At 71.8% G+C, this 20,534-nt stretch carries 18 protein-coding genes and 1 pseudogene; 15 read left to right on the plus strand and 4 right to left on the minus strand.

Annotated features, from left to right (window positions below; genetic code table 11):
• Positions 1–50: 50 nt before the first annotated feature.
• The 5 genes from AB0C35_RS23900 (at position 51) to AB0C35_RS23920 (ending at position 6,180) form a co-directional block, all read left to right on the plus strand.
• Positions 51–2,807 (plus strand): family 78 glycoside hydrolase catalytic domain, encoded by a 2,757-nt coding sequence (locus AB0C35_RS23900; protein ID WP_358459468.1) that lies wholly within the window; start codon positions 51–53, stop codon positions 2,805–2,807.
• A complete protein-coding gene (locus AB0C35_RS23905; RefSeq protein WP_358459471.1) occupies positions 2,804–4,069 on the plus strand; it encodes an extracellular solute-binding protein in 1,266 nt (421 codons plus the stop codon). The genes AB0C35_RS23900 and AB0C35_RS23905 overlap by 4 nt, the downstream gene beginning before the upstream one ends.
• Positions 4,070–4,334: 265 nt before the next feature.
• A complete protein-coding gene (locus AB0C35_RS23910; RefSeq protein ID WP_358459474.1) occupies positions 4,335–4,742 on the plus strand; it encodes a PGPGW domain-containing protein in 408 nt (135 codons plus the stop codon).
• 143 nt (positions 4,743–4,885) lie between these two features.
• Positions 4,886–5,242, plus strand: coding sequence for a hypothetical protein (locus AB0C35_RS23915; RefSeq protein WP_358459477.1), 357 nt, complete (start codon positions 4,886–4,888; stop codon positions 5,240–5,242).
• Between the two features lie 137 nt (positions 5,243–5,379).
• A complete protein-coding gene (locus AB0C35_RS23920; protein ID WP_358459480.1) occupies positions 5,380–6,180 on the plus strand; it encodes an SAM-dependent methyltransferase in 801 nt (266 codons plus the stop codon).
• 42 nt (positions 6,181–6,222) lie between these two features.
• Here AB0C35_RS23920 and AB0C35_RS23925 read toward each other — a convergent pair whose 3' ends face one another.
• Positions 6,223–7,404 carry a cytochrome P450 gene (locus tag AB0C35_RS23925; RefSeq protein ID WP_358459483.1) on the minus strand — a complete coding sequence of 394 codons (1,182 nt, stop codon included), beginning with the start codon at positions 7,402–7,404 and terminating at the stop codon, positions 6,223–6,225.
• A 148-nt stretch (positions 7,405–7,552) separates the two neighbouring features.
• On the opposite strand from AB0C35_RS23925, the gene AB0C35_RS23930 reads away from it, so the two are divergent.
• The 3 genes from AB0C35_RS23930 to AB0C35_RS23940 are packed head-to-tail and all read left to right on the plus strand — an operon-like array spanning position 7,553 to position 10,812.
• Entirely contained in the window at positions 7,553–8,689 is a 1,137-nt protein-coding gene (locus AB0C35_RS23930) for an NAD(P)-binding domain-containing protein (RefSeq protein ID WP_358459486.1), read from the plus strand.
• 41 nt (positions 8,690–8,730) lie between these two features.
• Positions 8,731–9,393, plus strand: coding sequence for a dienelactone hydrolase family protein (locus AB0C35_RS23935; RefSeq protein WP_358459489.1), 663 nt, complete (start codon positions 8,731–8,733; stop codon positions 9,391–9,393).
• A gap of 6 nt (positions 9,394–9,399) precedes the next feature.
• Positions 9,400–10,812 carry an RtcB family protein gene (locus tag AB0C35_RS23940; protein ID WP_358459492.1) on the plus strand — a complete coding sequence of 471 codons (1,413 nt, stop codon included), beginning with the start codon at positions 9,400–9,402 and terminating at the stop codon, positions 10,810–10,812.
• 118 nt (positions 10,813–10,930) lie between these two features.
• On the opposite strand, the gene AB0C35_RS23945 is transcribed toward AB0C35_RS23940, so the two are convergent.
• From AB0C35_RS23945 to AB0C35_RS23955, 3 genes are read right to left on the minus strand one after another with little or no spacing between them, the layout of a single operon-like run.
• A complete protein-coding gene (locus AB0C35_RS23945; protein WP_358459495.1) occupies positions 10,931–11,365 on the minus strand; it encodes an archease in 435 nt (144 codons plus the stop codon).
• 51 nt (positions 11,366–11,416) lie between these two features.
• Complete coding sequence (locus tag AB0C35_RS23950; protein ID WP_358459498.1) at positions 11,417–12,958, minus strand: long-chain fatty acid--CoA ligase; 1,542 nt, start codon at positions 12,956–12,958, stop codon at positions 11,417–11,419.
• On the minus strand, positions 12,945–14,303 hold the full coding sequence (locus tag AB0C35_RS23955; protein ID WP_358459501.1) for a helix-turn-helix domain-containing protein: 1,359 nt from the start codon (positions 14,301–14,303) through the stop codon (positions 12,945–12,947). Before AB0C35_RS23955 ends, AB0C35_RS23950 begins: the two co-directional genes overlap by 14 nt.
• Positions 14,304–14,523: 220 nt before the next feature.
• On the opposite strand from AB0C35_RS23955, the gene AB0C35_RS23960 reads away from it, so the two are divergent.
• From AB0C35_RS23960 to AB0C35_RS23990, 7 genes and pseudogenes are all read left to right on the plus strand, one after another.
• Positions 14,524–15,282 (plus strand): ABC transporter ATP-binding protein, encoded by a 759-nt coding sequence (locus AB0C35_RS23960; protein WP_358459504.1) that lies wholly within the window; start codon positions 14,524–14,526, stop codon positions 15,280–15,282.
• Between the two features lie 143 nt (positions 15,283–15,425).
• A complete protein-coding gene (locus AB0C35_RS23965) occupies positions 15,426–16,160 on the plus strand; it encodes an ABC transporter ATP-binding protein (protein ID WP_358459507.1) in 735 nt (244 codons plus the stop codon).
• A 2-nt stretch (positions 16,161–16,162) separates the two neighbouring features.
• Positions 16,163–17,044, plus strand: coding sequence for a branched-chain amino acid ABC transporter permease (locus tag AB0C35_RS23970; RefSeq protein ID WP_358459510.1), 882 nt, complete (start codon positions 16,163–16,165; stop codon positions 17,042–17,044).
• Complete coding sequence (locus AB0C35_RS23975) at positions 17,041–18,123, plus strand: branched-chain amino acid ABC transporter permease (RefSeq protein ID WP_358459513.1); 1,083 nt, start codon at positions 17,041–17,043, stop codon at positions 18,121–18,123. Before AB0C35_RS23970 ends, AB0C35_RS23975 begins: the two co-directional genes overlap by 4 nt.
• A gap of 55 nt (positions 18,124–18,178) precedes the next feature.
• Complete coding sequence (locus AB0C35_RS23980; RefSeq protein ID WP_358459516.1) at positions 18,179–19,447, plus strand: ABC transporter substrate-binding protein; 1,269 nt, start codon at positions 18,179–18,181, stop codon at positions 19,445–19,447.
• Between the two features lie 211 nt (positions 19,448–19,658).
• Positions 19,659–19,994: pseudogene (locus tag AB0C35_RS23985) on the plus strand (PaaX family transcriptional regulator); the annotation flags it as partial.
• A 29-nt stretch (positions 19,995–20,023) separates the two neighbouring features.
• Positions 20,024–20,461 carry a PaaX family transcriptional regulator C-terminal domain-containing protein gene (locus tag AB0C35_RS23990; protein ID WP_358459519.1) on the plus strand — a complete coding sequence of 146 codons (438 nt, stop codon included), beginning with the start codon at positions 20,024–20,026 and terminating at the stop codon, positions 20,459–20,461.
• The last annotated feature ends 73 nt before the right edge of the window (positions 20,462–20,534 follow it).

Raw genomic sequence — 20,534 nt, forward strand, 5'->3', positions numbered from 1 at the left:
GCGGAGCGAACCGGGGGGTGTGGGGGGTCGTCCCCCCACGGGGAACAGGGATGAGCGGTGCGCTGACGCCTTATGGGTTGACCTGCGAGATGCTCGACCGTCCGCTTGGGCTGGACGAGCGGCTTCCCCGGCTGTCGTGGAAGCTGCGTTCGGGCCGGCGGGGCGATGCCCAGAGCGCCTACCGCATCACCGTCGCCCTGAGCGAAGCCGACCTGGACATGGGCCGCGTCGTCTGGGACACGGGGCGGCAGGAGTCGGCCGACTCCGTGCTGGTCCCGTACGACGGGCCGCCGCTCCAGTCGTCCACGCGGTACCACTGGCGGGTCGCGGTCTGGGACGGCGAGGGCGAGGAGACGGGACGAGCCGGTTCCTGGTTCGAGACGGGCCTGCTCCACGCCGACGACTGGCGGGCCGTGTGGATCGCCCGGGACCCCGCGACCGCGCCGGTCATGGAGCCGCCCCGCGACGACGACCGCACCGAGCGGACCCGCCATCTGCTTCCGTGCCCCCACCTGCGGAAACCGTTCGTCCTGGACGGCCGGCGGCCCGTGCGCGCCAGGGCGTACGTGAGTGCGCGCGGTCTGTACGAGCTCCGGCTGAACGGCCGGCGCGTCGGCGACGCCGAACTCGCGCCCGGCTGGACGGAGTACGACCGGCGCGTCCAGTACCAGACCTACGACGTCGGCCACCTGCTGAACGAGGGCGAGAACGTCGTCGGCGCCGTCCTCGCCGACGGGTGGTGGAGCGGCTTCGTCGGATTCGACGCGCGGCACCAGGCGATGCACTACGGCGTCGCGCCCCAGCTGATCGTCCAGCTGCTGCTGGACTTCCCGGACGGGTCGCGCCGCTGGGTGCTGTCCGACGGCGGCTGGCGTGCGCAGGCAGGTCCCGTCCGGTACTCCGACATGCTCATGGGCGAGTACGTCGACGCCCGCGAGGAACTGCCCGGCTGGGACCGTCCCGGCTACGACGACGCCGGTTGGACGCCCGCCGCCGTCGCCGACACCTCCACCGGCGTCCTCGAAGCGGCCTGCGACCAGCCGGTCCGCGTTCTGGAGGAACTGCCGGCGCGGTCGGTGCGGCGGCTCGACGACGACCGGTGCGTCGTCGACCTCGGGCAGAACATGGTCGGGCGCGTGCGGCTGACCGTCCGGGGAGCCGAGCGCGGCCGGCGGATCCGGCTGCGGCACGCCGAGATGCTGACCGGCGACGAGCTCTACCTGGACAATCTGCGCACCGCAGAGGCCACGGACGTCTACATCGCGTCGGGCGAGCCCGTGGAGACCTTCGAGCCGCGGTTCACCTTCCACGGGTTCCGCTACGTCGAGGTGACCGGGTACCCCGGTGATCTGCGGCCGAAGGACGTCACCGGCCGCGTCCTGCACAGCGATGTCCCGTGGACGGGCGAGTTCGCATGCTCGGACGCCACGGTGACGCGGCTGCAGTCCAACATCCGGTGGGGGCAGCGCGGCAACTTCGTCTCCATCCCCACCGACTGCCCGCAGCGGGACGAGCGGCTCGGCTGGCTCGCCGACGCCCAGGTGTTCCTCCCGACCGCCTGCCGCAACGCCGACGTGGGCGCGTTCTTCGCCCGCTGGATGCGGGACGTCGTCGACGCGCAGCACCCCGACGGCGCGTTCCCCGACGTCGTCCCCGAGCTGTGCCTGGACCGCGAGGGCGCCCCGGCCTGGGGCGACGGGGGAGTGATCATCCCGTGGCAGCTGTACCGGGTGTACGGGGACCGCCGCGTCCTCGAACGGTCCTACCCGGCGATGAAGGCGTGGGTCGATCACGTCCACCGGAACAATCCGGGCCTGCTGTGGCGGACGGCGGTCGGCAACCATTACGGCGACTGGCTCCAGGTCGGGGTCGAGACCCGCCGCGACCTGCTGGCCACCGCCTACTTCGCGCGCAGCGCGGAACTGGTCGCCGCGACCGCCGGCGTCCTCGGCCACGACGACGACGCCAAGTACTACGGCGCGCTGCACGCGTCCGTCCGGGAGGCGTTCATCGACGCCTTCGTGGACGCGGACGAGGGCCGGGTCGCGGGCGACACCCAGACCGGCTACCTGCTCGCCCTCGCGTTCGACCTGCTGCCAGGCCACGCCGTCCCGGCGGCGGTGGACCGGCTGGTCGCCGACATCGAGGCCCGCGACCGGCATCTGACCACCGGGTTCGTGGGGGTGGCGCTGCTGTGCCCGGTGCTGACCGCCCACGGCCGCGCGGACCTCGCCTACCACCTGCTGCACCAGGACACCTATCCGTCCTGGGCGTACTCGATCCGGCACGGCGCCACCACGATCTGGGAGCGCTGGGACGGATGGACGCGGGAGCGCGGCTTCCAGTCGCCCGCGATGAACTCCTTCAACCACTACAGCCTCGGCTCGGTCGGCGACTGGCTGTACGGCGGCGTCGCCGGCATCGGCCAGGCGCCCGGCTCCGTCGCCTACCGCGAGCTGCTGCTGAAACCCGCCGTCGGCGGACGCCTCACCTGGGCCCGCGCGCGGCAGGTGACCCCGCGGGGCACCGTGAGCTGCGGCTGGACGCTGGAGGACGGCGTGCTCACCCTCGACGTCATCGTCCCGCCCGGCCCCGGCGCCACGCTCGTCATCCCCACCGGCGACCCCGGGGGCGTGCGCGAGAGCGACCGGCCGCTCACCGGCACCCCCGGCGCCACGGGGATCGAGATCACCGAAACCGGCCCGGGGTCCCTGAGCGTCGGGCTCGCCTCCGGCCACTACCGGTTCACCGCCGCGCCGCCCCGCCAGTGGCCCGGCTTCCACCCCCCACCAGGAAGAAAGCCATGACAAGCAGCACCCGAATCTGTGCAGCATTGACCATGTCGGCCGTCGCGCTCGCGGCCGCCGCCTGCAGCAGCGGCACCGGCGCGTCCTCCGGGGAGGACGGCCTGCGGATCTCCGCCGTCGCCACCGACCGCGCCGGGACCGAGGCCGTCGTCAAGGCGTTCAAGCAGAAGAACCCCGGCGTGGAGATCACCACCGCCTACGCCGACACCGACCAGTACCAGGGGACGCTGCGCACCCAGCTGTCGTCCGGCACCGCGCCCGACGTGTTCTTCGCCTGGCCCGGCAACGGCAACCCCGGCGCGATCGAGGTGCTGGCCCCCACCGGTTACATCGCCGACCTGTCCGGGCGCTCGTGGACGTCGGCGATCCCGTCCGGCATCAAGCCGGTCACGCAGGTCGGCGGCAAGACCTACATCGTCCCGCTGACGTTCGTGGGCATCGGCGCGCTCTACAACAAGAAGGCCCTGGACGAGGTCGGCGCCGAGCCCCCCGCCACCTGGACGCAGCTCCTCGCGTTCTGCGACGCGGCCAAGGCCAAGGGCAAGGTCGCGTTCGCTCTCGGCAACCAGACCGACTGGGTCACACAGCTCGTGGACTATGCCCTCGTTCCCACCACCGTCTACGCCTCGAACCCCGATTTCGACCAGAAGATGAAGGCGGGGTCCGCCACCTTCGCCGGATCGGGCTGGAAGACGGCGATGGACAAGTACCTGGAGATGGACGAGCGCGGCTGCTTCTCCAAGGACCCGCTCGGCACCTCCTTCGAGACGTCGGTGTCCCAGCTGGCCGAGGGGGACGCCGTCGCCATGATCCAGGTGACGTCCACGCTCAACCAGCTCAAGTCCGAGGCGCCGGAGGGCACCGAGTTCGGGCTGTTCCCCGTCCCCGCCACCGACGACGCGGACGAGACTCGCATGCCGGGCGCCGCGGGCGGTGCGTTCGCCCTGAACGCCAAGGCCGGGAACCCGGATCTGGCGTCGAAGTTCATCGACTTCCTCGCCACGCCGGAGGCCATGAACCTCTACGCGGGGGCCACCGGGAACCTGCCCAGCGTCCCCAACGACACGTTCGAGGCGGACCCCGCGCTTCAGCCGCTCATCGACTTCCAGAAGGCCGGCAAGACCGTCCCGTTCATGGACCAGCTGTGGCCAAACCCCAAGGTGCAGCAGGCGCACTTCACCGGCGTCCAGGAAATGTTCGCCGGCGAGGCCGACCCCGCCTCCGTCCTGAAGCAGATGGACGCGGCCTACAAGGAGAAGTGACGGAGGCGGACGCATGAACCCCGAAGATCGACGGCCTTCCGGTGGGTGGACGACACCCGGCGGCGCCTATACCGTCCACGTGGGGCCGTCGTCGCGCGATCTTCCGCCGGCCGCCTCCTTCGCCCGGAACGGGAGGACGCGTCTTCCCGGTTGACGGGCGGGGAGTTTGCGGACCTCCCCGTGCGCGAGATCTACCGCTGCATCCGCCCGCCGCCGTTAGCGTGGAAGCGGTGCGGGCGGGGGCCCCGCCGGACGGAGGGGGAGCATGGGGTACGGGAGGTCCGCCAAACGCGGTGTGATGCTCGTCGTCGGCGGGATCGTTCTGCTGGCCGGCATCTCGCTGCTCGTCTTGCCCGGCCCGGGGATGCTGATGGTGCTGGCCGGGCTGCTCATCCTCGCCCGCGAGTTCCCGTCCGTGAACCGCTTCGTCGAACCCGTCCGGCTGCGGGCGATTCAGGCGGCGGAGGAGAGCGTCACCTCGTGGTGGCGCCTCACCGGCTCGGTGCTGACGGGGCTGACCCTGCTCGGCGCGGGCGTGCTGTGGGGTCTCGAGCCGAGGCTGCCGCTCAGCGGATGGAGCACCGGGTCGGGCCTCATCCTGTCCGGATTCATCCTGTTCGCCCTCCTGTATTGGAGCTATCGGCGCGTCAAGGCGGCGCGGCAGGCCGGGTGAGGGGGCCGGACGAATTTTTGTCCGGCGGATTTGATCCGGCGAGCGGGTATGACCGTGCCATGGGTATGGGCATCGTTCTTCGACTACTCGTCGCCGCGGGACTCGCGGCAGACGCAATCATCCACTGGCGTTTCGCGCCTGGCATGGCGCCGGGACCCAACACTCCGGGCGGCACCATTCCAGGGGACACGCTGTTCTACGCCCAGGCGATCGCGGCCGCGGTGGCGGGCGTGCTCGTCCTGGTGTGGGCGCGCAGATGGACGTACGCGATAGCGTTCCTGGTCGCCGCGAGCGCCGCGGGCGCCGTCCTCATCTACTACTTCGTCGATTTCGGGCAGCTCGGTCCGATTCCGCGCATGTACGACCCGTCGTGGTACGCGGACAAGACGATCAGCCTGGCGGGCGAGCTCATCGCGGCGATCGCCGCGCTGATCGGTTTCCTCACCGTCGGGCGAAGCCGGGAGCGGGACAGGGAATCCAGCGCCGTCCCGACCCCCTGAGGCGGGGATTCGCCTCGCGGGGGCGGGCGGAATCGCTGAAGGCCGCATCCGGCCGCACGCGCCTTATGCGGCCGGATGCCGTGGTGCCGAGGCCGGGGATAGTGTGGCGTTCCCCTGTCCGGCCAGCGGAGACTCCAGTGCCACCGAACTTCGACGCCAGCGTCCCGAACATCGCCCGGATCTATGACGCGATGCTCGGCGGCAAGGACAATTTCGCCGCCGACCGGGAGGCCGCCGACCGGCTGACCGAGCTGGAGCCGCTGTCGCCCCTGTACGCGCGCCAGCATCGCGAGTACATCGGCCGGGCCGTGCGGTTGATGGCCGGGTACGGGATACGCCAGTTCCTCGATGTCGGCACCGGCCTGCCCACCATGGACAACGTCCACCAGATCGCCCACCGGCAGGCGCCCGGCTCGCACGTGGTGTACGTCGACAACGACCCGAACGTCTGCGCCCACGCCCGCGCGCTGCTGGCCGACGATCCCGGTACCGTCGCGGTCGTCGAGGAGGATCTGCGGCGCCCGGAACGGATTCTGGCGCACCTCGAGACCCGCCGCCTGATCGATTTCGACGAGCCGCTGTGCGTTCTGGCCACGGGCGTTCTGCATTTCGTCCCCGACGCCGACGATCCGCACGGGTCGATCAAGGTCCTCACGGACGCGATGTGCCCCGGCAGCCATCTGGTCATCTCCCATATCACCGACGAGGAGGTGCGCCGGACGCGGCCCGACGACAACCGGTCGGGAATGGACGTGTTCGCGAAGAGCAACGCCCCGATGCATCCGCGGACCCGCGCCGGCATCGAACGGTTCTTGGACGGCCTGGAACCGCACGATCCGGGCCTGGTGTGCATCTCGCAATGGCGGATGCCGGATCCCCCGGTCATCCGCGAGGACCTGCGCGAAGTCTGGCTCGGAGCGGTGGCCCGCAAGCCCTGATCGGCGTTGCGGAAGCCCTGATCGGCGTTGCGGAAGGCCCGGTCAGCGGGCGGTGACGGTCATGGGGAGGGACGCGAACCCCCGGATGTAGATGGAGTGCCGACGCGCTCCGGCGGACGGGTCCAGGTCGAAGTCGGCGACCCGTTCCACCATCTCCTCCAGGACGACCCGGGCCTCCAGCCGGGCCAGCGCGGCGCCCAGGCAGAAGTGCGGGCCGCTGCCGAAGCTCAGCATCTCGCTGGTGTCGCGGTCCAGGTCGTACTCTTCGGGCCGTTCGAAGACCCTCGGGTCCCGGTTGGCCGCGCCGGGGAGCAGCATGACGCGGCCGCCGCTGGGGAGGCGCGTCCCGTGCAGCTCGACGTCCTCGGTGAGGGTCCGAAGCTGGGTCGGTGCGGCGGTGTCGTAGCGCTGGGTCTCCTCGACCCAGTCGGCGACCCGGCCCTCGAACGCCTTGGCCCGCTGCGCCGGATGACGCCACGCCCAGTACCAGGCGTTGCCGATGAGGTTGGTGGTCGTCTCGTTGCCCGCCCCGACCAGCAGGTGCAGGAACGCGATGATCTCCTCGTCGGTGAGCGGATCCTCGTCGACGGCGGCGTCCAGCAGCGCGGACGCGAGGTCGTCGCGCCGCCGCCGGTGCCGGTCGGCCACGATCTCGGCGAAGTGCCCGACCATTTCCAGGATGGCGGTGGCGCCCTCCTGGCTGATCTCGTGCGTCCCCGGTTCCCGGTGCAGCGCCGCGTCGCCCAGCCGGCGCAGCTCGGCCCGGCTCTCCTCGGGGACGCCGACGAGTTCGGAGATGACGTCGGTGGGCAGCGGCGCGGCGATGTCGGCGACCAGGTCGAACTCGCCGCGTTCCAGCGCGGCCTCGATATGGCGGCGGGCGATCACGCGGACGCCCGACTCCAGCTCGGCGATGCGCCGCGGGGTGAACGCGCGGGACACCAGCCTGCGCATACGGGTGTGCTCGGGCGGGTCCATCGCGATGAACGACAGCGCCTTGCGCGCCTCCGGACCCCAGCTCCGCTGTTCCAGCAGCGGCCCGTTGACGCTGGAGAAACGGGCCGCGTCGCGGAACGCGGCGAGCACGTCGGCGTGGCGGGACAGGGCCCAGAAACCGAGTTCCTCGTTGCGGTAGACCGGTGCCTCCTCGCGCAGCCGCGCGTACGCCGGATACGGGTCCGCGTCGACCCCGTGGAAGTCGTACGGGTTGAACTCCACGCCCATTTCCGCCTCCCTACCGCCTGGATGACCACCTTCTCCCGATCCGTCCGCCTGCGGCCACACCATGATCGCGAAGCGGCCGACACCGGCCACACGGTTTCCCACTCCGAAACATTTTGATGTTTCATGAAGCATTGATATGTTTGCCGGCATGTCCTCCACCAGGTCCACCAACACGCCTGCAGGCCCGTCCGCCGGCACCGCGCCGGTCGTCGTCATCGGCGGCGGCCAGGCCGGTCTGGCCACCGCGCACACCGTCCGGGCGCTGGGCATGGGCCGTCCGGTCGTCCTGGAGGCCGCGAACCGGCCGGCCGGGGCATGGCCGCACTACTACGACAGCCTCACCCTGTTCTCCCCGGCCCGGCGCAGCGCCCTGCCCGGCGCGACCTTCCCCGGTGACCCCGACGGCTACCCCGCGCGCGACGAGGTCGTCGCCTACCTCGCCGACTACGCGGCCCGGCTGGACGCCGACATCCGCACCGGACACCGCGTCGAGCGGGTGCGCGCGGCGGGCTCCGGCGGGTTCGAGGCCGTCACGGCGAACGGCGAGGTCTTCGCCGCGCCGCTGGTGATCGCGGCGACGGGCGAGTTCAGCCGTCCGCACCGGCCCGTCCTGCCGGGGCTGGACGCCTTCACCGGCACGGTCCTGCACTCGGCCGAGTACCGGCGGCCCGAACCGTTCGCGGGGCGGCGGGTGGTGATCGTGGGCGGCGGGAACTCGGCCGTGCAGATCGCGATCGAGCTGGCCGCCCACGCGCGGGTCACCCTGGCCACCCGGCACCCGCTGCGCTTCATGGCGCAACGCGTCCTGGGCCGGGACGTCCACCTGTGGCTGCACCGGACCGGGCTGGACACCGCCGGGTGGGCGCGACCGCTGCTGACCGGCGGCAAGGGCACCCCGGTCATGGACACCGGCGCCTACCGGGACACCATCGCGAAGGGGAATCCCGACCGCCGCCCGATGTTCACGCGCCTTGACGGCGACCAGGTCGTCTGGAGCGACCGGACCCGGGAGCGGGTGGACGTGGTGCTCCTGGCCACCGGGTACCGGCCGGGCGTGGAGTACCTGGACGGGCTCGGCGCGCTCGACGCGAACGGACGGCCACGCCACGACGGCGGCGTCTCCACCACCCATTCGGGGCTCGGGTACGTCGGGCTGGAGTGGCAGCGCTCGTTCGCGTCCGCCACCCTGCGCGGGGTCGCGGCGGACGCCCGGCACGTCCTGAGCCGGCTGCGCGAGCGGAGCCGTTCCGGCCGGCGGCCGGCGCGGGCCGGGCGCACCGGCTGAGATGCCCGCATGGGGGCCGGTCGGAGGGGTAGCCCCGCGGTATGAACATTGCGAACGTAACGATTGATCTTGAAGATGCGTCGCTGCCGGGCGATCTGGCCCTGCCGGACGAACCGGGCGGCGTGGTGCTCTTCGCGCACGGCAGCGGAAGCTCCCGGCACAGCCCGCGGAACCGGGCCGTCGCGGCCGGCCTCAACGAGGCGGGGATCGGCACCCTGCTGATCGACCTTCTCACCGCCGAGGAGGACGAGGCCGACGCCGCCACCGGCGAGCTGCGCTTCGACATCGGGCTGCTGACCGGGCGGCTGATCGGGGCGATCGACTGGCTCGCCGACGCGCCGCCGACCGCCGGGTACCCGGTCGGGCTGTTCGGCGCGAGCACCGGGGCGGCGGCCGCCCTGGCCGCGGCGGCGCGGCGTCCGGGACACGTCCGCGCGGTGGTGTCGCGCGGCGGCCGCCCCGACCTCGCCGGGGACGCGCTGGAACGGGTCAGCGCGCCGGTGCTGCTGATCGTGGGGGCGCGGGACCCGCAGGTCCTGCGGCTGAACGACGACGCGGCCGGCCGGATGCACGCCGCCGAGCACCGGCTGGAGATCATCCCTCGGGCCTCGCACCTGTTCGAGGAGCCCGGCACGCTCGAACAGGTGACGGCCATGGCCGCCCGGTGGTTCGACCGGTATCTGACGCAGCCCGCCACGGTGTGATCGCCCGTGCGACTGGTGGAGGACGGGGCGTACCGCTTCCGGATCGAGCCGTCCGGCGCCATGCGCGTGCCCGGGGTGGTGTTCGCCTCGCGGGACCTGCTGACCACGGCCGACCAGGCGGTCGACCAGGTCGCCAACGTGGCCGCGCTGCCGGGCGTGGTGGACGCGTCGTACGCCATGCCGGACATCCACTGGGGGTACGGCTTCGCGATCGGCGGTGTCGCGGCCACCGACCCGCGGGACGGCGGCGTGGTCTCGCCCGGCGGCGTCGGGTTCGACATCTCGTGCGGCGTCCGGCTGATGGCGGCCGACATCGGCGAGGCGGAGCTTCGGCCCGTCCTGGAGGACGTGATGGACGGCCTGGACCCGGCCATCCCCCGAGGCATGGGCCGCGGCGCCGTGTGGCATCTGCCCGGGCGGCGCGAGCTGACCGGCATCCTCACCGGCGGCTCGCGCTACGCGGTCGAGCAGGGCCACGGCGACGAACGGGACCTGCTGCGCTGCGAGGACGCGGGCGCGGTCGCCGACGCCGACCCCGGCCAGGTGAGCGAACGGGCCGTGGAGCGGGGCGCCCAGCAGGTCGGCAGCCTCGGATCGGGCAACCACTTCCTGGAGGTGCAGCAGGTCGCCGAGGTGTACGACGCGGACGCCGCCGAGGCGTTCGGGCTCCGGCCCGGCCAGATCTGCGTCATGATCCACTGCGGGTCGCGCGGCCTCGGGCACCAGATCTGCACCGACCACGTCCGGGCGATGGAGAAGGCGATGCCCCGGCACGGCATCGAGGTGCCGGACCGGCAGCTCGCCTGCGCACCGGTCGACTCGCCCGAGGGACGGTCCTATCTCGGCGCCATGGCCGCCGCGGCCAACTACGGCCGCGCCAACCGGCAACTGCTCGCCCAGGCGACGCGAGAGGTGTTCCGGCGGGTGGCGGGCGCGCGGCTCGACCTCGTCTACGACGTCTCGCACAACCTCGCCAAGATGGAGGACCACCGGGTGGACGGTGAGCGGCGGCGGGTGTGCGTGCACCGCAAGGGCGCCACGCGGGCGCTGCCGCCGGGCCATCCCGAACTCCCGCCCGACCTCCGCGAAACCGGGCAGCCGGTCCTGATCCCCGGGACGATGGGCACCTCCTCCTATGTCCTCGCCGGGGTGCCGGACGGGCCCGCGTTCCACTCCACCTGTCATGGGGCCGGTCGCGCGCAGAGCCGCCACCAGGCCGCCCGCGGGGTCAGCGGCAAGCAGCTGCGGGCCGAGATGGAGCGGGGCGGAATCGCCGTCCGCGCCTCGTCCTGGCGCGGGCTCGCCGAGGAGACCCCGGACGCCTACAAGGACGTGTCCGCGGTGGTCGAGGCCAGCGAGGGCGCGGGCCTGTGCCGCAAGGTCGCACGCCTGACCCCGGTCGGGGTCGTCAAGGGCTGACGCCCGCCCGATCACACGTCGTGTCCGCGGTGGTCGAGGCGAGCGAGGGCGCGGGCCTGTGCCGCAAGGTCGTGCGGCTGACCCCGGTCGGGGTCGTCAAGGGCTGACGCCCGCCCGATCACACGTCGATCGTGACCGCGCAGGACCAGCCGCCGGTCGCCGGGTCGACGCCGAAGCGCAGGGCGTGCAGGGACACTGCCTTGGGGACCGCGCCGACCGCCGTGGCCTCCGCCGCGTCGCCGACCTCCAGCCGGGACGCGAGCCCGCCGCCCGGCGCCTCGGTGATCTCCGCGCCGAGCACGATCTCCCCGCCGACCTCCAGCCGGTAGATCACCTCGTCCAGCACGGTCACCAGCAGGTCCGCGTCCGTGCCTGGCGGCACGTCCAGCGAGGCGGTGCGCGACGGCCGGACGCCGGTGGTGTCGGCGAACGACTCCACCAGGCCCAGCACGGCCTCGGCGACGCAGCGCTCACGGTCCGGCGCCCACGCCTCGATCCGCAGATCGGCGGTATGAGGGACGCCGCGATGCCCACTCCGGCCGGCACCGTCCACGCCGCGCGCTTACCCGCGGCCGTACCGGCGAAACCCGGCCGGCGGGTGCGGCTAGTCGTGCTGCCGCCTGGCCGGTGTGAGGCCGCCGGGGTGGTCGTCCGGCGGCGCGGGGTCCGCCGTGGGGAACGACAGCCCGAGAGCACGCTTGAGGATCTTGCCGGTGGGGCTGGTCGGCATCTCGTCCACGAACCACACGCGCCGCGGATACTTGTACGCCGCCACCCGTTCCCTGACCCACAGGCGCAGCTCGTCCGCGCTCGCCGGGGCGCGCAGCGCCACGGCCGCCGCGATCTCCTCGCCGACCTCGGGATGCGGGAACCCGATGACGGCGGCCTGGCGCACCGCGGGATGCTCGTACAGGACCTCCTCGACCTCCCGCGGATACACCGTGTAGCCCGCCCGGATGATCACGTCGCGGCGCCGGTCGACCAGGAAGAAGAACCCGTCGTCGTCGACCCGGCCCAGGTCGCCGGTGTGGAACCAGCCGTCGCGGATCGCCTCCGCCGTGGCCTCCGGGTTGTTCCAGTAGCCCTTCATCACGTTGGGCCCGCGCACGAGGATCTCCCCGATCTCGCCGCACGGCACCTCCCGGCCGTCGTCGCCGACGACCCGCATCTCCACCTCCCGGACCGGCCGCCCGATCGACCCCTGCCGGCGGCCCGGACCGCCCCGGTTGGACGCCGACAGCGGGGAGGTCTCGCTCAGCCCGTAGCCCTCGATGATCGGGCAGTCGTACCGCGTCTCGTACACGCGCAGCACGTCCAGCGGCATCGCCGCGCCGCCGGACACGCAGATCCGCAGCAGCGACAGGTCGGACACGCCGGGCTGGTCGAGCAGCGCGATGTACATGGCCGGGACGCCGTGGAACACCGTCACCCCGTCCCGCCGGATGATCTCCAGCGCGCGGCCCGCCTCGAACCGCGGCAGCAGCGTGAGCCGCCCGCCCGCGTGGATCGTGGCGTTGAGCGCGCACGTCTGGCCGAACGCGTGGTACAGCGGCAGCGCCCCGAGGACGACGTCGTCGACCCCGAGTGCGAGCATCCGCGCCACCGTCTCGGCGTTGCTGGCGAGGTTGCCGTGGGTGAGCTCGATCCCTTTGGCGCGGCCCGTCGTCCCGGCACTGTAGAGGATCACGGCGGTGTCGCCGGCGGCCTTCGGGACGATGTCGGGCTCGGGCGCCATCGTGCGCAGCAGCCTGCGGAACTCGCCCGGCACCACGAACATGAAGTCGGTCCGGGTGTCCGCCGTCCCCGCCTCCACGGTCTCCGCGTACGCGTGCCACGCGATCACCAGCCGGGCGCCGCTGTCGTCGAGGTACGCGGCGATCTCCCGCCGCTTCAGCAGCGGATCGAGCGGGACGACGACCGCGCCGATCCGCATGGCCCCGTAGTAGACGACGGCGAACTCGGGGACGTTCGGGAGCATCACCGCGACCCGGTCTCCGGGCCGGACCCCGCGTCTTCGCAGCAGCAGACCCATGCGCGCGCTCAGCAGGTCCAGCGCGCGGTAGCTGAGCCCCTCCCGGTCCAGTGTGAGAACCGTCCGTGCGCCGAGCCGTTCGGCGGCGGTCCGGAGCCGCTCAGCGAGGTTCATGGGCCGACGGTACGTCGGCTATCCCGTCCGCCTCATTGGTCGCGGAGACCAGTCTTTTCCGCCCGGGATTGGTGGTGGGCGGCAACACGTCCTGCAGGGCGATGGCGACCAGCAGATCGACGAGGTCGGTGAAATGCCGGAGGTTCCGGCCGGTCCGCTCCTGGATGCGGCGGAGCCGGTACTGGGCGGTGTTGTGGTGGATCTGCAGCTGTTCGGCGGCGGCGCGCAGGTTGAGGTCCGCGGCGGCGAACGCCCGGATCGTCGCGGTCAGCACCCCGCCGCGCATCCGGTCCTCCGACAGCAGTTCGGCGACCCGCGGGTCGACGAGGTGCCGGGCGGTGTCGTCGGCCCGCAGCGCCATGTACTCGAACGGGGAGATCCGCGGCAGCGCCGCCACACCGCCGTCCTCCGGCAGGTAATCCAGGACGGCCCGCGCCTCCTGGTAGGCGCGGGGAATCTGCGCCATGCCCTCGACGACGGTGCTGATCCCCATCGCCAGCACGATCCCCTCGGCGAGGAGGTTCTCCTGGACGGCCTGGAGCCGGTCGCACAGCTTCCCGACGTCGCCGCCGGGGCCGAGCGCCGGCACCGCCACGATCTCCGACTGCCGCACGACCGACAGCGTGCGGTGCTTGTTGACCTCGGTCCGGGCGATCGCCGCGCATGCCGCGTGCTGGGCGTCCACCTGGGACTCCGACCCCACCAGGACGGCCGCCACCACCACCAGCGGGGCGCGCGAGTCGGGGTTCAGGCCGTGCGCGTGCGCGGTCGCGAGCTGCGGCCCGCGCGTGGGCGCCTCCCCGCCCAGCAGCAGCTCCACCAGGTCGCGGCTCTCCCGGACGGTCTCCGCGGCGGCGTACTGCTGGAACTCCGCGTACGCGTTGGCGGCGTGCGTGCTGGCGAAGTCGCAGTACCGCATGAGCGGGGACGCCAGCGTCAGCGCCGCCTCGTGCCCGGCGTACGACCGGCCCGCGTGCTCGACCACCGCCTCCCAGAAGATCTGCTGGCCGACCCGGAACGCGTTGATGTAGTCGGCGAGGGCGAATCCGGCCTGGGCGCGGCGCATCGAGGCGCGGCGGGTGAAGGCGATGTCCTCGAACGTGACCGTGCGCTCCTCCAGGAGCACGGCGAGCTTCGTTCGGTAGTGCCGGCCCACCTGTTCGCGCACGTCGGCGCAGAAGTCGTCGCCCTTCGCGGCGTAGGCGGGGATCTCCTTGCGCATGGTCTCGACGGCCTTGTCCGCCAGCTCGTCGACGACATGGAGCAGTTCGGCGAGGATTCGTGAGCGTTCGGTACGGAGCGTCTCCGTATCGCTGAGCGTTCCCGTGCTGAATGCAGCGGACATGTCCGGATGATTGCTGGGTATCCGCCCAGCGTCAACGGTCCGTGACACGTCCGAGACGGACGCTGTGCGGGACGGACAATACCCAGGTCACATCTTGGGTTCCCGTGCCCAATGTGCGCGCTGAGCGGCGGATTTTACGGTGAGGACCCCTGCTCCAGAACACCGTTCTGTGGTGACCGCCCGAGGGCGGCGCCGCCGCACCCCGCGCACAGGAGGCCGGATGCTGGAGGTTCACGATCTTACCGTTCGCTTCGGAGGCATCACCGCACTGGGGGGTGTCGGCTTCGAGGTGCGGCGCGGCGAGATGGTGGGTTTGATCGGACCGAACGGCGCCGGCAAGACGACCCTGTTCAACTGCCTGACCCGCCGCTACGACGCCGACGGGGGCAAGGTCACCTACGAGGATCGGGACCTGCTCGCCGTGGCGCCGCACGCGATCGCCGCGCTGGGCATCGCCCGGACGTTCCAGAACCTGGGGCTCTTCCCCCGCATGTCCGTCCGGGACAACGTCATGGTCGGCGCACATCACCACGGCCGGGCCGGTTTCGTCAGTGCGAGCCTGCGGCTGCCGTCGGTCCGCAGCGAGGAGCGGAGGCTGCGCGGCGAGGCCGACGAGCTGCTCAAACGGCTGGATCTGACCGAGGTCGCCGACCATCCCGCGGCCGGGCTGCCGTTCGGCACCCTCAAGCGGGTCGAGCTGGCCCGCGCGCTGGCCGCCCACCCCCGGCTGCTGCTGCTGGACGAACCCGTCAACGGCCTCAGCCTCGGCGAGGTCGACGAGTTCGCCGGCTGGCTCCAGTCGATCCGGGACGACTTCGACGTCACCGTGATCGTCGTCGAGCACCACATGGGGTTCGTGATGGGCACCTGCGACCGGGTGGTCTGCCTGGACTTCGGCAAGAAGATCGCCGAGGGCTCGCCCGAGGAGGTCCAGCGCGATCCCGCCGTCATCGAGGCCTACCTGGGGACAGCCGCATGAGCGAGCCGAGCGAGGCCACAGAGGCCACACAGGCCAAAAAGGCAACAGAAGCCGCAGACGCCGCGGAAGCCGAAGAGGCCACAGACACTGCGGAAGCCGAAGAGGTCGGAAAGGCCACAGAGGGGACTGAGGCGAAGGTGGCCGTGGCCAAGGGCACCGGCCAGGACTTCCTCGTGGTGGAGGACCTCCACGCGGGCTACGGCGCCGTGCGGGTGCTGCACGGCGTGAGCCTGCGGGTCGGCCAGGGCGACATCTGCGCGATCCTCGGGCCGAACGGAGCGGGCAAGACGACCCTGCTGCGGGCGCTCAGCGGGGTGATCCGCGGCCGCGGCACCGTCCGGCTCGACGGAACGGCACTGTCGGGGCGCTCGCCGGACGCCGTCGCCCGGCACGGCGTGGCGCACGTCCCCGAGGGACGCGGGACGTTCATGCCGCTGACGGTCGAGGAGAACCTGCGGCTCGGCGCGTACGCGCGCCGCGACCGGGCCGGCGTCCAGGCCGACCTGGAACGCGTGTACGGCCACTTCCCCGTGCTGAAGGAGCGGGTCAAGCAGCCGGCGGGCAGCCTCAGCGGCGGTGAGCAGCAGATGCTCGCGATCGGCCGGGCGCTGATGTCGCGGCCCCGGCTGCTGCTGCTGGACGAGCCGTCGCTCGGCCTGGCCCCGCTGGTGACCAGGGAGCTGTTCGGCATCGTCCAATCGATCAACCAGGAGGAGCGGACCACCGTGGTCGTCGTGGAACAGAACGCACATCTGGCGCTGGGCATCGCCGGGCAGGCGCACGTGCTGGAGAGCGGCCGGATCGTGCTGTCGGGCTCGGCGGCGGAGATCCGGGCCGACGATCAGGTCGCCCAGTCCTACCTCGGATACCGGATCTAGTCATGGCCGACTTCCTGCAGACCGTCATCGGAGGGCTGAGCGCCGGCGCGATCTACGCGAGCCTGGCCCTCGCCCTCGTGCTGATCTACCAGTTCACCGGGATCGTGAACTTCGCCCAGGGCGAGCTGGCCATGTTCGCGACCTACGTCGCGTGGACGTTCATCGACGCGGGCCTGTCGTTCTGGCTCGCGCTGGTCCTCACGCTCGCGATCTCGTTCATCGGCGGCATGCTGATCGAACGGGTGATCATCCGGCCGGTGGAGGGCGCCCCCGAGCTGACCCTCGTGATCGTCACCGTCGGCCTGTTCATCTTCATCAACGCGGCGGCCGGCTGGATCTGGTCGTTCCTGATCAAGGACTTCCCGAACCCGTTCCCGGACGGCGCGCTCCGCGCCGGCGGGGTCAGCCTCGGCTACTCCACGCTCGGCGTGTTCGCCGTGGTGGGCGGGGTGATGGGCCTGCTCTACCTGCTGTTCCGCTACACCAAGGTCGGCCTCGGGATGCGCGCGGTGGCCACCAACCCCGAGTCGGCCCGGCTGGTCGGCATCCGGGTCGGCCGGACGCTGGCGCTGGGCTGGGGCCTGGCCGCCATGGTCGGCGCGGTGTCGGGCGTCCTCGTCGCCCCGCTGCTGTTCCTGGAGCCCAACATGATGGGCGGCGTCCTGATCTACGCGTTCGCCGCGGCCACCCTCGGCGGCTTCGACAGCCCGCTGGGCGCGGTGGTCGGCGGCCTGATCGTCGGCGTGGCCGAGACCCTCGCCGGGTCGTATGTGGACGCCATCGGCTCCGACCTGAAGATCGGCGTTCCGCTGGCCGTCATTCTCGGCGTCCTGCTGCTGCGCCCCCAAGGCCTGTTCGGACGAGCGGCGGTGGAACGCGCATGAGCGAATCGACGGAAGCCACGGAGACCACCCGGGCGGTGGACACGCCGGAGCCCGCCAAGGACGAGCGGCCGGCGCCCGCGACGCCGCGGGACCGCCTGGTGGCGTTCACCGTGCGGAACTGGCGGTGGATCGCGCTCGGGGTACTGCTGCTGACGGCCGTGTGGGCGCCGTTCCAGCTGGTCCCGTTCCGCGTCTTCCAGTTCACGATGGTGATGGTCTACGCGGTGGCGCTGCTCGGGTTGAACCTGCTGACCGGCCATGCCGGGCAGATCTCGCTGGGCCACGGCGCGTTCTTCGCGGTCGGCGCGTACGGGACGGCCGTCATGATGTTCCACTGGGAGCTGCCGTACCCGCTGACGCTGCCGCTCGCGGCCGCGCTGGCGTTCGTGATCGGGCTGGCGTTCGGGGTGCCGGCCACCCGGCTGCGCGGGCTGTATCTGGCGCTGGTCACGCTCGCCATAGCGATCTTCATCGTGCCGCTCCTCAAGCGGTTCGAGTCGGTGACCGGCGGGTCGATGGGCCTGACGCTGGAGAAGCCGTCGGCGCCCGCTTGGACGGGCCTGGCCCCCGACCAGTGGCTGTACTTCCTGGCGCTGGCCGTGACGATCCTGGCGTTCGTGGCGGTGCGCCTGCTGCTGCGCTCGCGGGTCGGCCGGGCGCTGCACTCCGTCCGCGACAGCGAGACGGCGGCGGAGGTCATGGGCGTGAAGCCCGCGTCCTACAAGCGGCTCGCGTTCGCGTGGAGCGCCATGTTCGCGGGCGCGGCGGGCTGCCTCTACACGTGGACGATCGGGTTCGTCTCACCCGACTCGTTCACCGTCAACCTCTCGATCACGCTGCTGGCGGGCATCGTGGTCGGCGGACTGGGCTCGACCTGGGGGCCGCTGCTCGGCGGCCTGTTCGTGATGTTCGTGCCGAGCTTCTCCCAGGACATCAACAAGGCGGCGCCGGGGGTCATCTTCGGGCTGCTGATCATCGCGGTGATGTACGTCGCTCCGACCGGGCTCGCCGGGCTCGCCGGACGCGCCGCGCACTGGTTCAACAAGACCCGCTCTAACAGGATCCTCCGGAAGGGGTAAGGGCATGCGTCGATCAATGGGAAGAGGCCGGTCAATCAGCGGGGGCGGGGTGCTGATGCGGGGCACGGCGGTGTCGGCGGCCGTGCTGCTGGCGGCCACGACCGCGGCGGCCTGCGGCGGACGCGACGACGGCGACGGCGGCGGCACCGCGAGCGGTGCGTGCGAGGGGCAGCAGACGACCGGCATCACCGACTCCACGCTCAAGCTCGGCGGCATCTACCCGCTGTCCGGCCCGGCCTCCGCTTACGGCGCCATCCCGAAGGGCATCCAGGCCTACTTCGACTACGTCAACGCCGAGAAGGGCGGCATCGACGGCCGCAAGGTGGAGTTCACCGTCCGCGACGACGGCTACCAGCCGCCGAAGGCGGTCGAGGAGGCCCGCCGGCTGGTCGAGCAGGAGCAGGTGTTCGCGCTGTTCCAGACCCTCGGCACGCCGTCGACGACGGCGACGTGGGACTACACCAACCAGCGGAAGGTGCCGCAGATCTTCGTGGCCACCGGCGCGTCCAAGTGGGGGGCCGACGACAAGCACCCGTGGACGATCGGCTGGCAGCCCAACTACCTCTCCGAGGGCCGGGTGTACGCCCAGTACCTCAAGCAGGAGAAGCCGGAGGCCAAGGTCGCGGTCCTGTTCCAGAACGACGACTTCGGCGAGGACCTGCTGGGAGGCTTCAAGAAGGCGATCGAGGGCAGCAAGATCAAGATCGTCCAGGAGAAGAGCTACGAGGTCACCGACCCGAGCGTCGAGGCGCAGATGCGGGACCTGGCGGGCTCGGGCGCCGACGTGTTCCTCAACATCACCACGCCGAAGTTCGGTTCGCAGGCGCTGGCCGCCGACGCCAAGATGACCGACTGGAACCCGCTGCACGTCCTGAACAACGTCGCCGCGTCCGTGACGGTGCTGAAGCCGGTCGGCTTCAAGAACGTGCAGGGCGTCGTGTCGTCCACGTACTACAAGGACCCGAACGACCCGCAGTGGGATGACGACGCGGAGATGAAGCTGTACAAGGCGAAGATGAAGCAGTACGAGCCGGGCGCCGACCCCGCCGTGCCGTACCACGCCTACGGCTGGGCGGTGGCGAGCAGCTTCCACAAGGCGATGGAGGCCGCCAAGTGCAAGACCCGCGAGGGCCTGCGCGACTCGGTGCACAACCTCAACAACGTCGAGGTGCCGATGCTGCTGCCCGGCGTGACGATGAAGACCGGGCCCGATGACGGCTTCCCGATCGAGTCGATGCAGATGATGGAGTTCAAGGGCGAGCGCTGGAGCCTGGTCGGCGAGGTCATCGACACCCGCAAGGAGTTCGGCCCGCTCGGAGACTGACCGGTCCCACCTCCCACCCCCACGGCCACCGGCCCGGCTGCGCGCGCAGCCGGGCCGGTGGTCCGTCATGGACGCGACGTCGCGTCGGATGTTCGTCAAGTGGCGATGGCTATCCTGTGGACGTTCCCAGTCAAGGAGTAACGGCCCCGCCATGTCCCGTGACGATGACGATGCGCCCGCGCCCGTCCCCTCGCTCAGCCGCCGTCAGCAGATGGGCGCGGGCACGGCCCGTTCGCTTCTGCTGACGGTCTTCGGCGAGTTCGTGCTCCCGCACGGCCGGCCTGTGTGGACGTCGACGGTGCTCCACCTGCTGACCGGCCTGAAGATCGAGGAGAAGTCGGCCCGCCAGGCGCTGAACCGGCTGGCGGCGGACGGCTGGATCGCGTCCGAGCGTTCGGGGCGGCGGGTCCGCTGGGCGCTGACCGGGCACGGTCACGCGCTGCTGACCGAGGGCGCGGAGCGGATCTACTCGTTCGGCCGCGACCGCGACACGTGGGACGGGCGGTGGCTGGTGCTGCTGGCCAGCGTCCCGGAGGCCAAGCGCGACCTGCGCCACCAGCTGCGCAACCGGCTGACGTGGGCGGGCCTCGGCAGCCCCGCCCCGGATTGTGGATCAGCCCGCACACGTCCCGGGAGGCCGAGGCCAAACAGGTGGTGGAGAGCCTCGGCCTGGACGCGGAGGTGTACTCGTTCTGCGGTCCCTTCTCCGGCATCGGCTCCGAGCGCACGATGGTCGAGCAGGCCTGGCATCTCGGTGACCTGGCCACCGCCTACGAGGGCTTCGTCCGGGAGTTCGCCGGGTTGCAGCCCGACCCCGGCGACCAGGTCCTCCTCGCCCAGGTCCGCCTGGTGGACGCGTGGCGCCGCTTCCCGCGCCTCGACCCGCAGCTGCCGCGTGAACTGCTCCCGCCGCATTGGATCGGGGTCCGCGCGGCCAACGTGTTCAAGGACCTGCACCAGGAATGGCACGCGCCCGCCCAGCGGCGCTGGACGACCCTGACCACCGACACCTGACCGAACCCGGGACGCGGCGACACGGGGCCGGGCCGGCGCCGGCGCTCGTCCGGGACACGGCGCCCGCATCCGG

Source organism: Spirillospora sp. NPDC048819 (assembly GCF_040650055.1).
Lineage (GTDB): Bacteria > Actinomycetota > Actinomycetes > Streptosporangiales > Streptosporangiaceae > Spirillospora.

What these genes read in the sequence shown, in the direction of transcription:
- AB0C35_RS23900 (WP_358459468.1), top strand. Translation starts at nt 51, where the DNA reads ATGAGCGGTGCGCTGACGCCTTATGGGTTGACCTGCGAGATGCTCGAC.
- AB0C35_RS23905 (WP_358459471.1), top strand. Translation starts at nt 2,804, where the DNA reads ATGACAAGCAGCACCCGAATCTGTGCAGCATTGACCATGTCGGCCGTC.
- AB0C35_RS23910 (WP_358459474.1), top strand. Translation starts at nt 4,335, where the DNA reads ATGGGGTACGGGAGGTCCGCCAAACGCGGTGTGATGCTCGTCGTCGGC.
- AB0C35_RS23915 (WP_358459477.1), top strand. Translation starts at nt 4,886, where the DNA reads ATGGCGCCGGGACCCAACACTCCGGGCGGCACCATTCCAGGGGACACG.
- AB0C35_RS23925 (WP_358459483.1), bottom strand. Translation starts at nt 7,404, where the DNA reads ATGGGCGTGGAGTTCAACCCGTACGACTTCCACGGGGTCGACGCGGAC.
- AB0C35_RS23930 (WP_358459486.1), top strand. Translation starts at nt 7,553, where the DNA reads ATGTCCTCCACCAGGTCCACCAACACGCCTGCAGGCCCGTCCGCCGGC.
- AB0C35_RS23935 (WP_358459489.1), top strand. Translation starts at nt 8,731, where the DNA reads ATGAACATTGCGAACGTAACGATTGATCTTGAAGATGCGTCGCTGCCG.
- AB0C35_RS23950 (WP_358459498.1), bottom strand. Translation starts at nt 12,958, where the DNA reads ATGAACCTCGCTGAGCGGCTCCGGACCGCCGCCGAACGGCTCGGCGCA.
- AB0C35_RS23955 (WP_358459501.1), bottom strand. Translation starts at nt 14,303, where the DNA reads ATGTCCGCTGCATTCAGCACGGGAACGCTCAGCGATACGGAGACGCTC.
- AB0C35_RS23960 (WP_358459504.1), top strand. Translation starts at nt 14,524, where the DNA reads ATGCTGGAGGTTCACGATCTTACCGTTCGCTTCGGAGGCATCACCGCA.
- AB0C35_RS23970 (WP_358459510.1), top strand. Translation starts at nt 16,163, where the DNA reads ATGGCCGACTTCCTGCAGACCGTCATCGGAGGGCTGAGCGCCGGCGCG.
- AB0C35_RS23975 (WP_358459513.1), top strand. Translation starts at nt 17,041, where the DNA reads ATGAGCGAATCGACGGAAGCCACGGAGACCACCCGGGCGGTGGACACG.
- AB0C35_RS23980 (WP_358459516.1), top strand. Translation starts at nt 18,179, where the DNA reads ATGCGGGGCACGGCGGTGTCGGCGGCCGTGCTGCTGGCGGCCACGACC.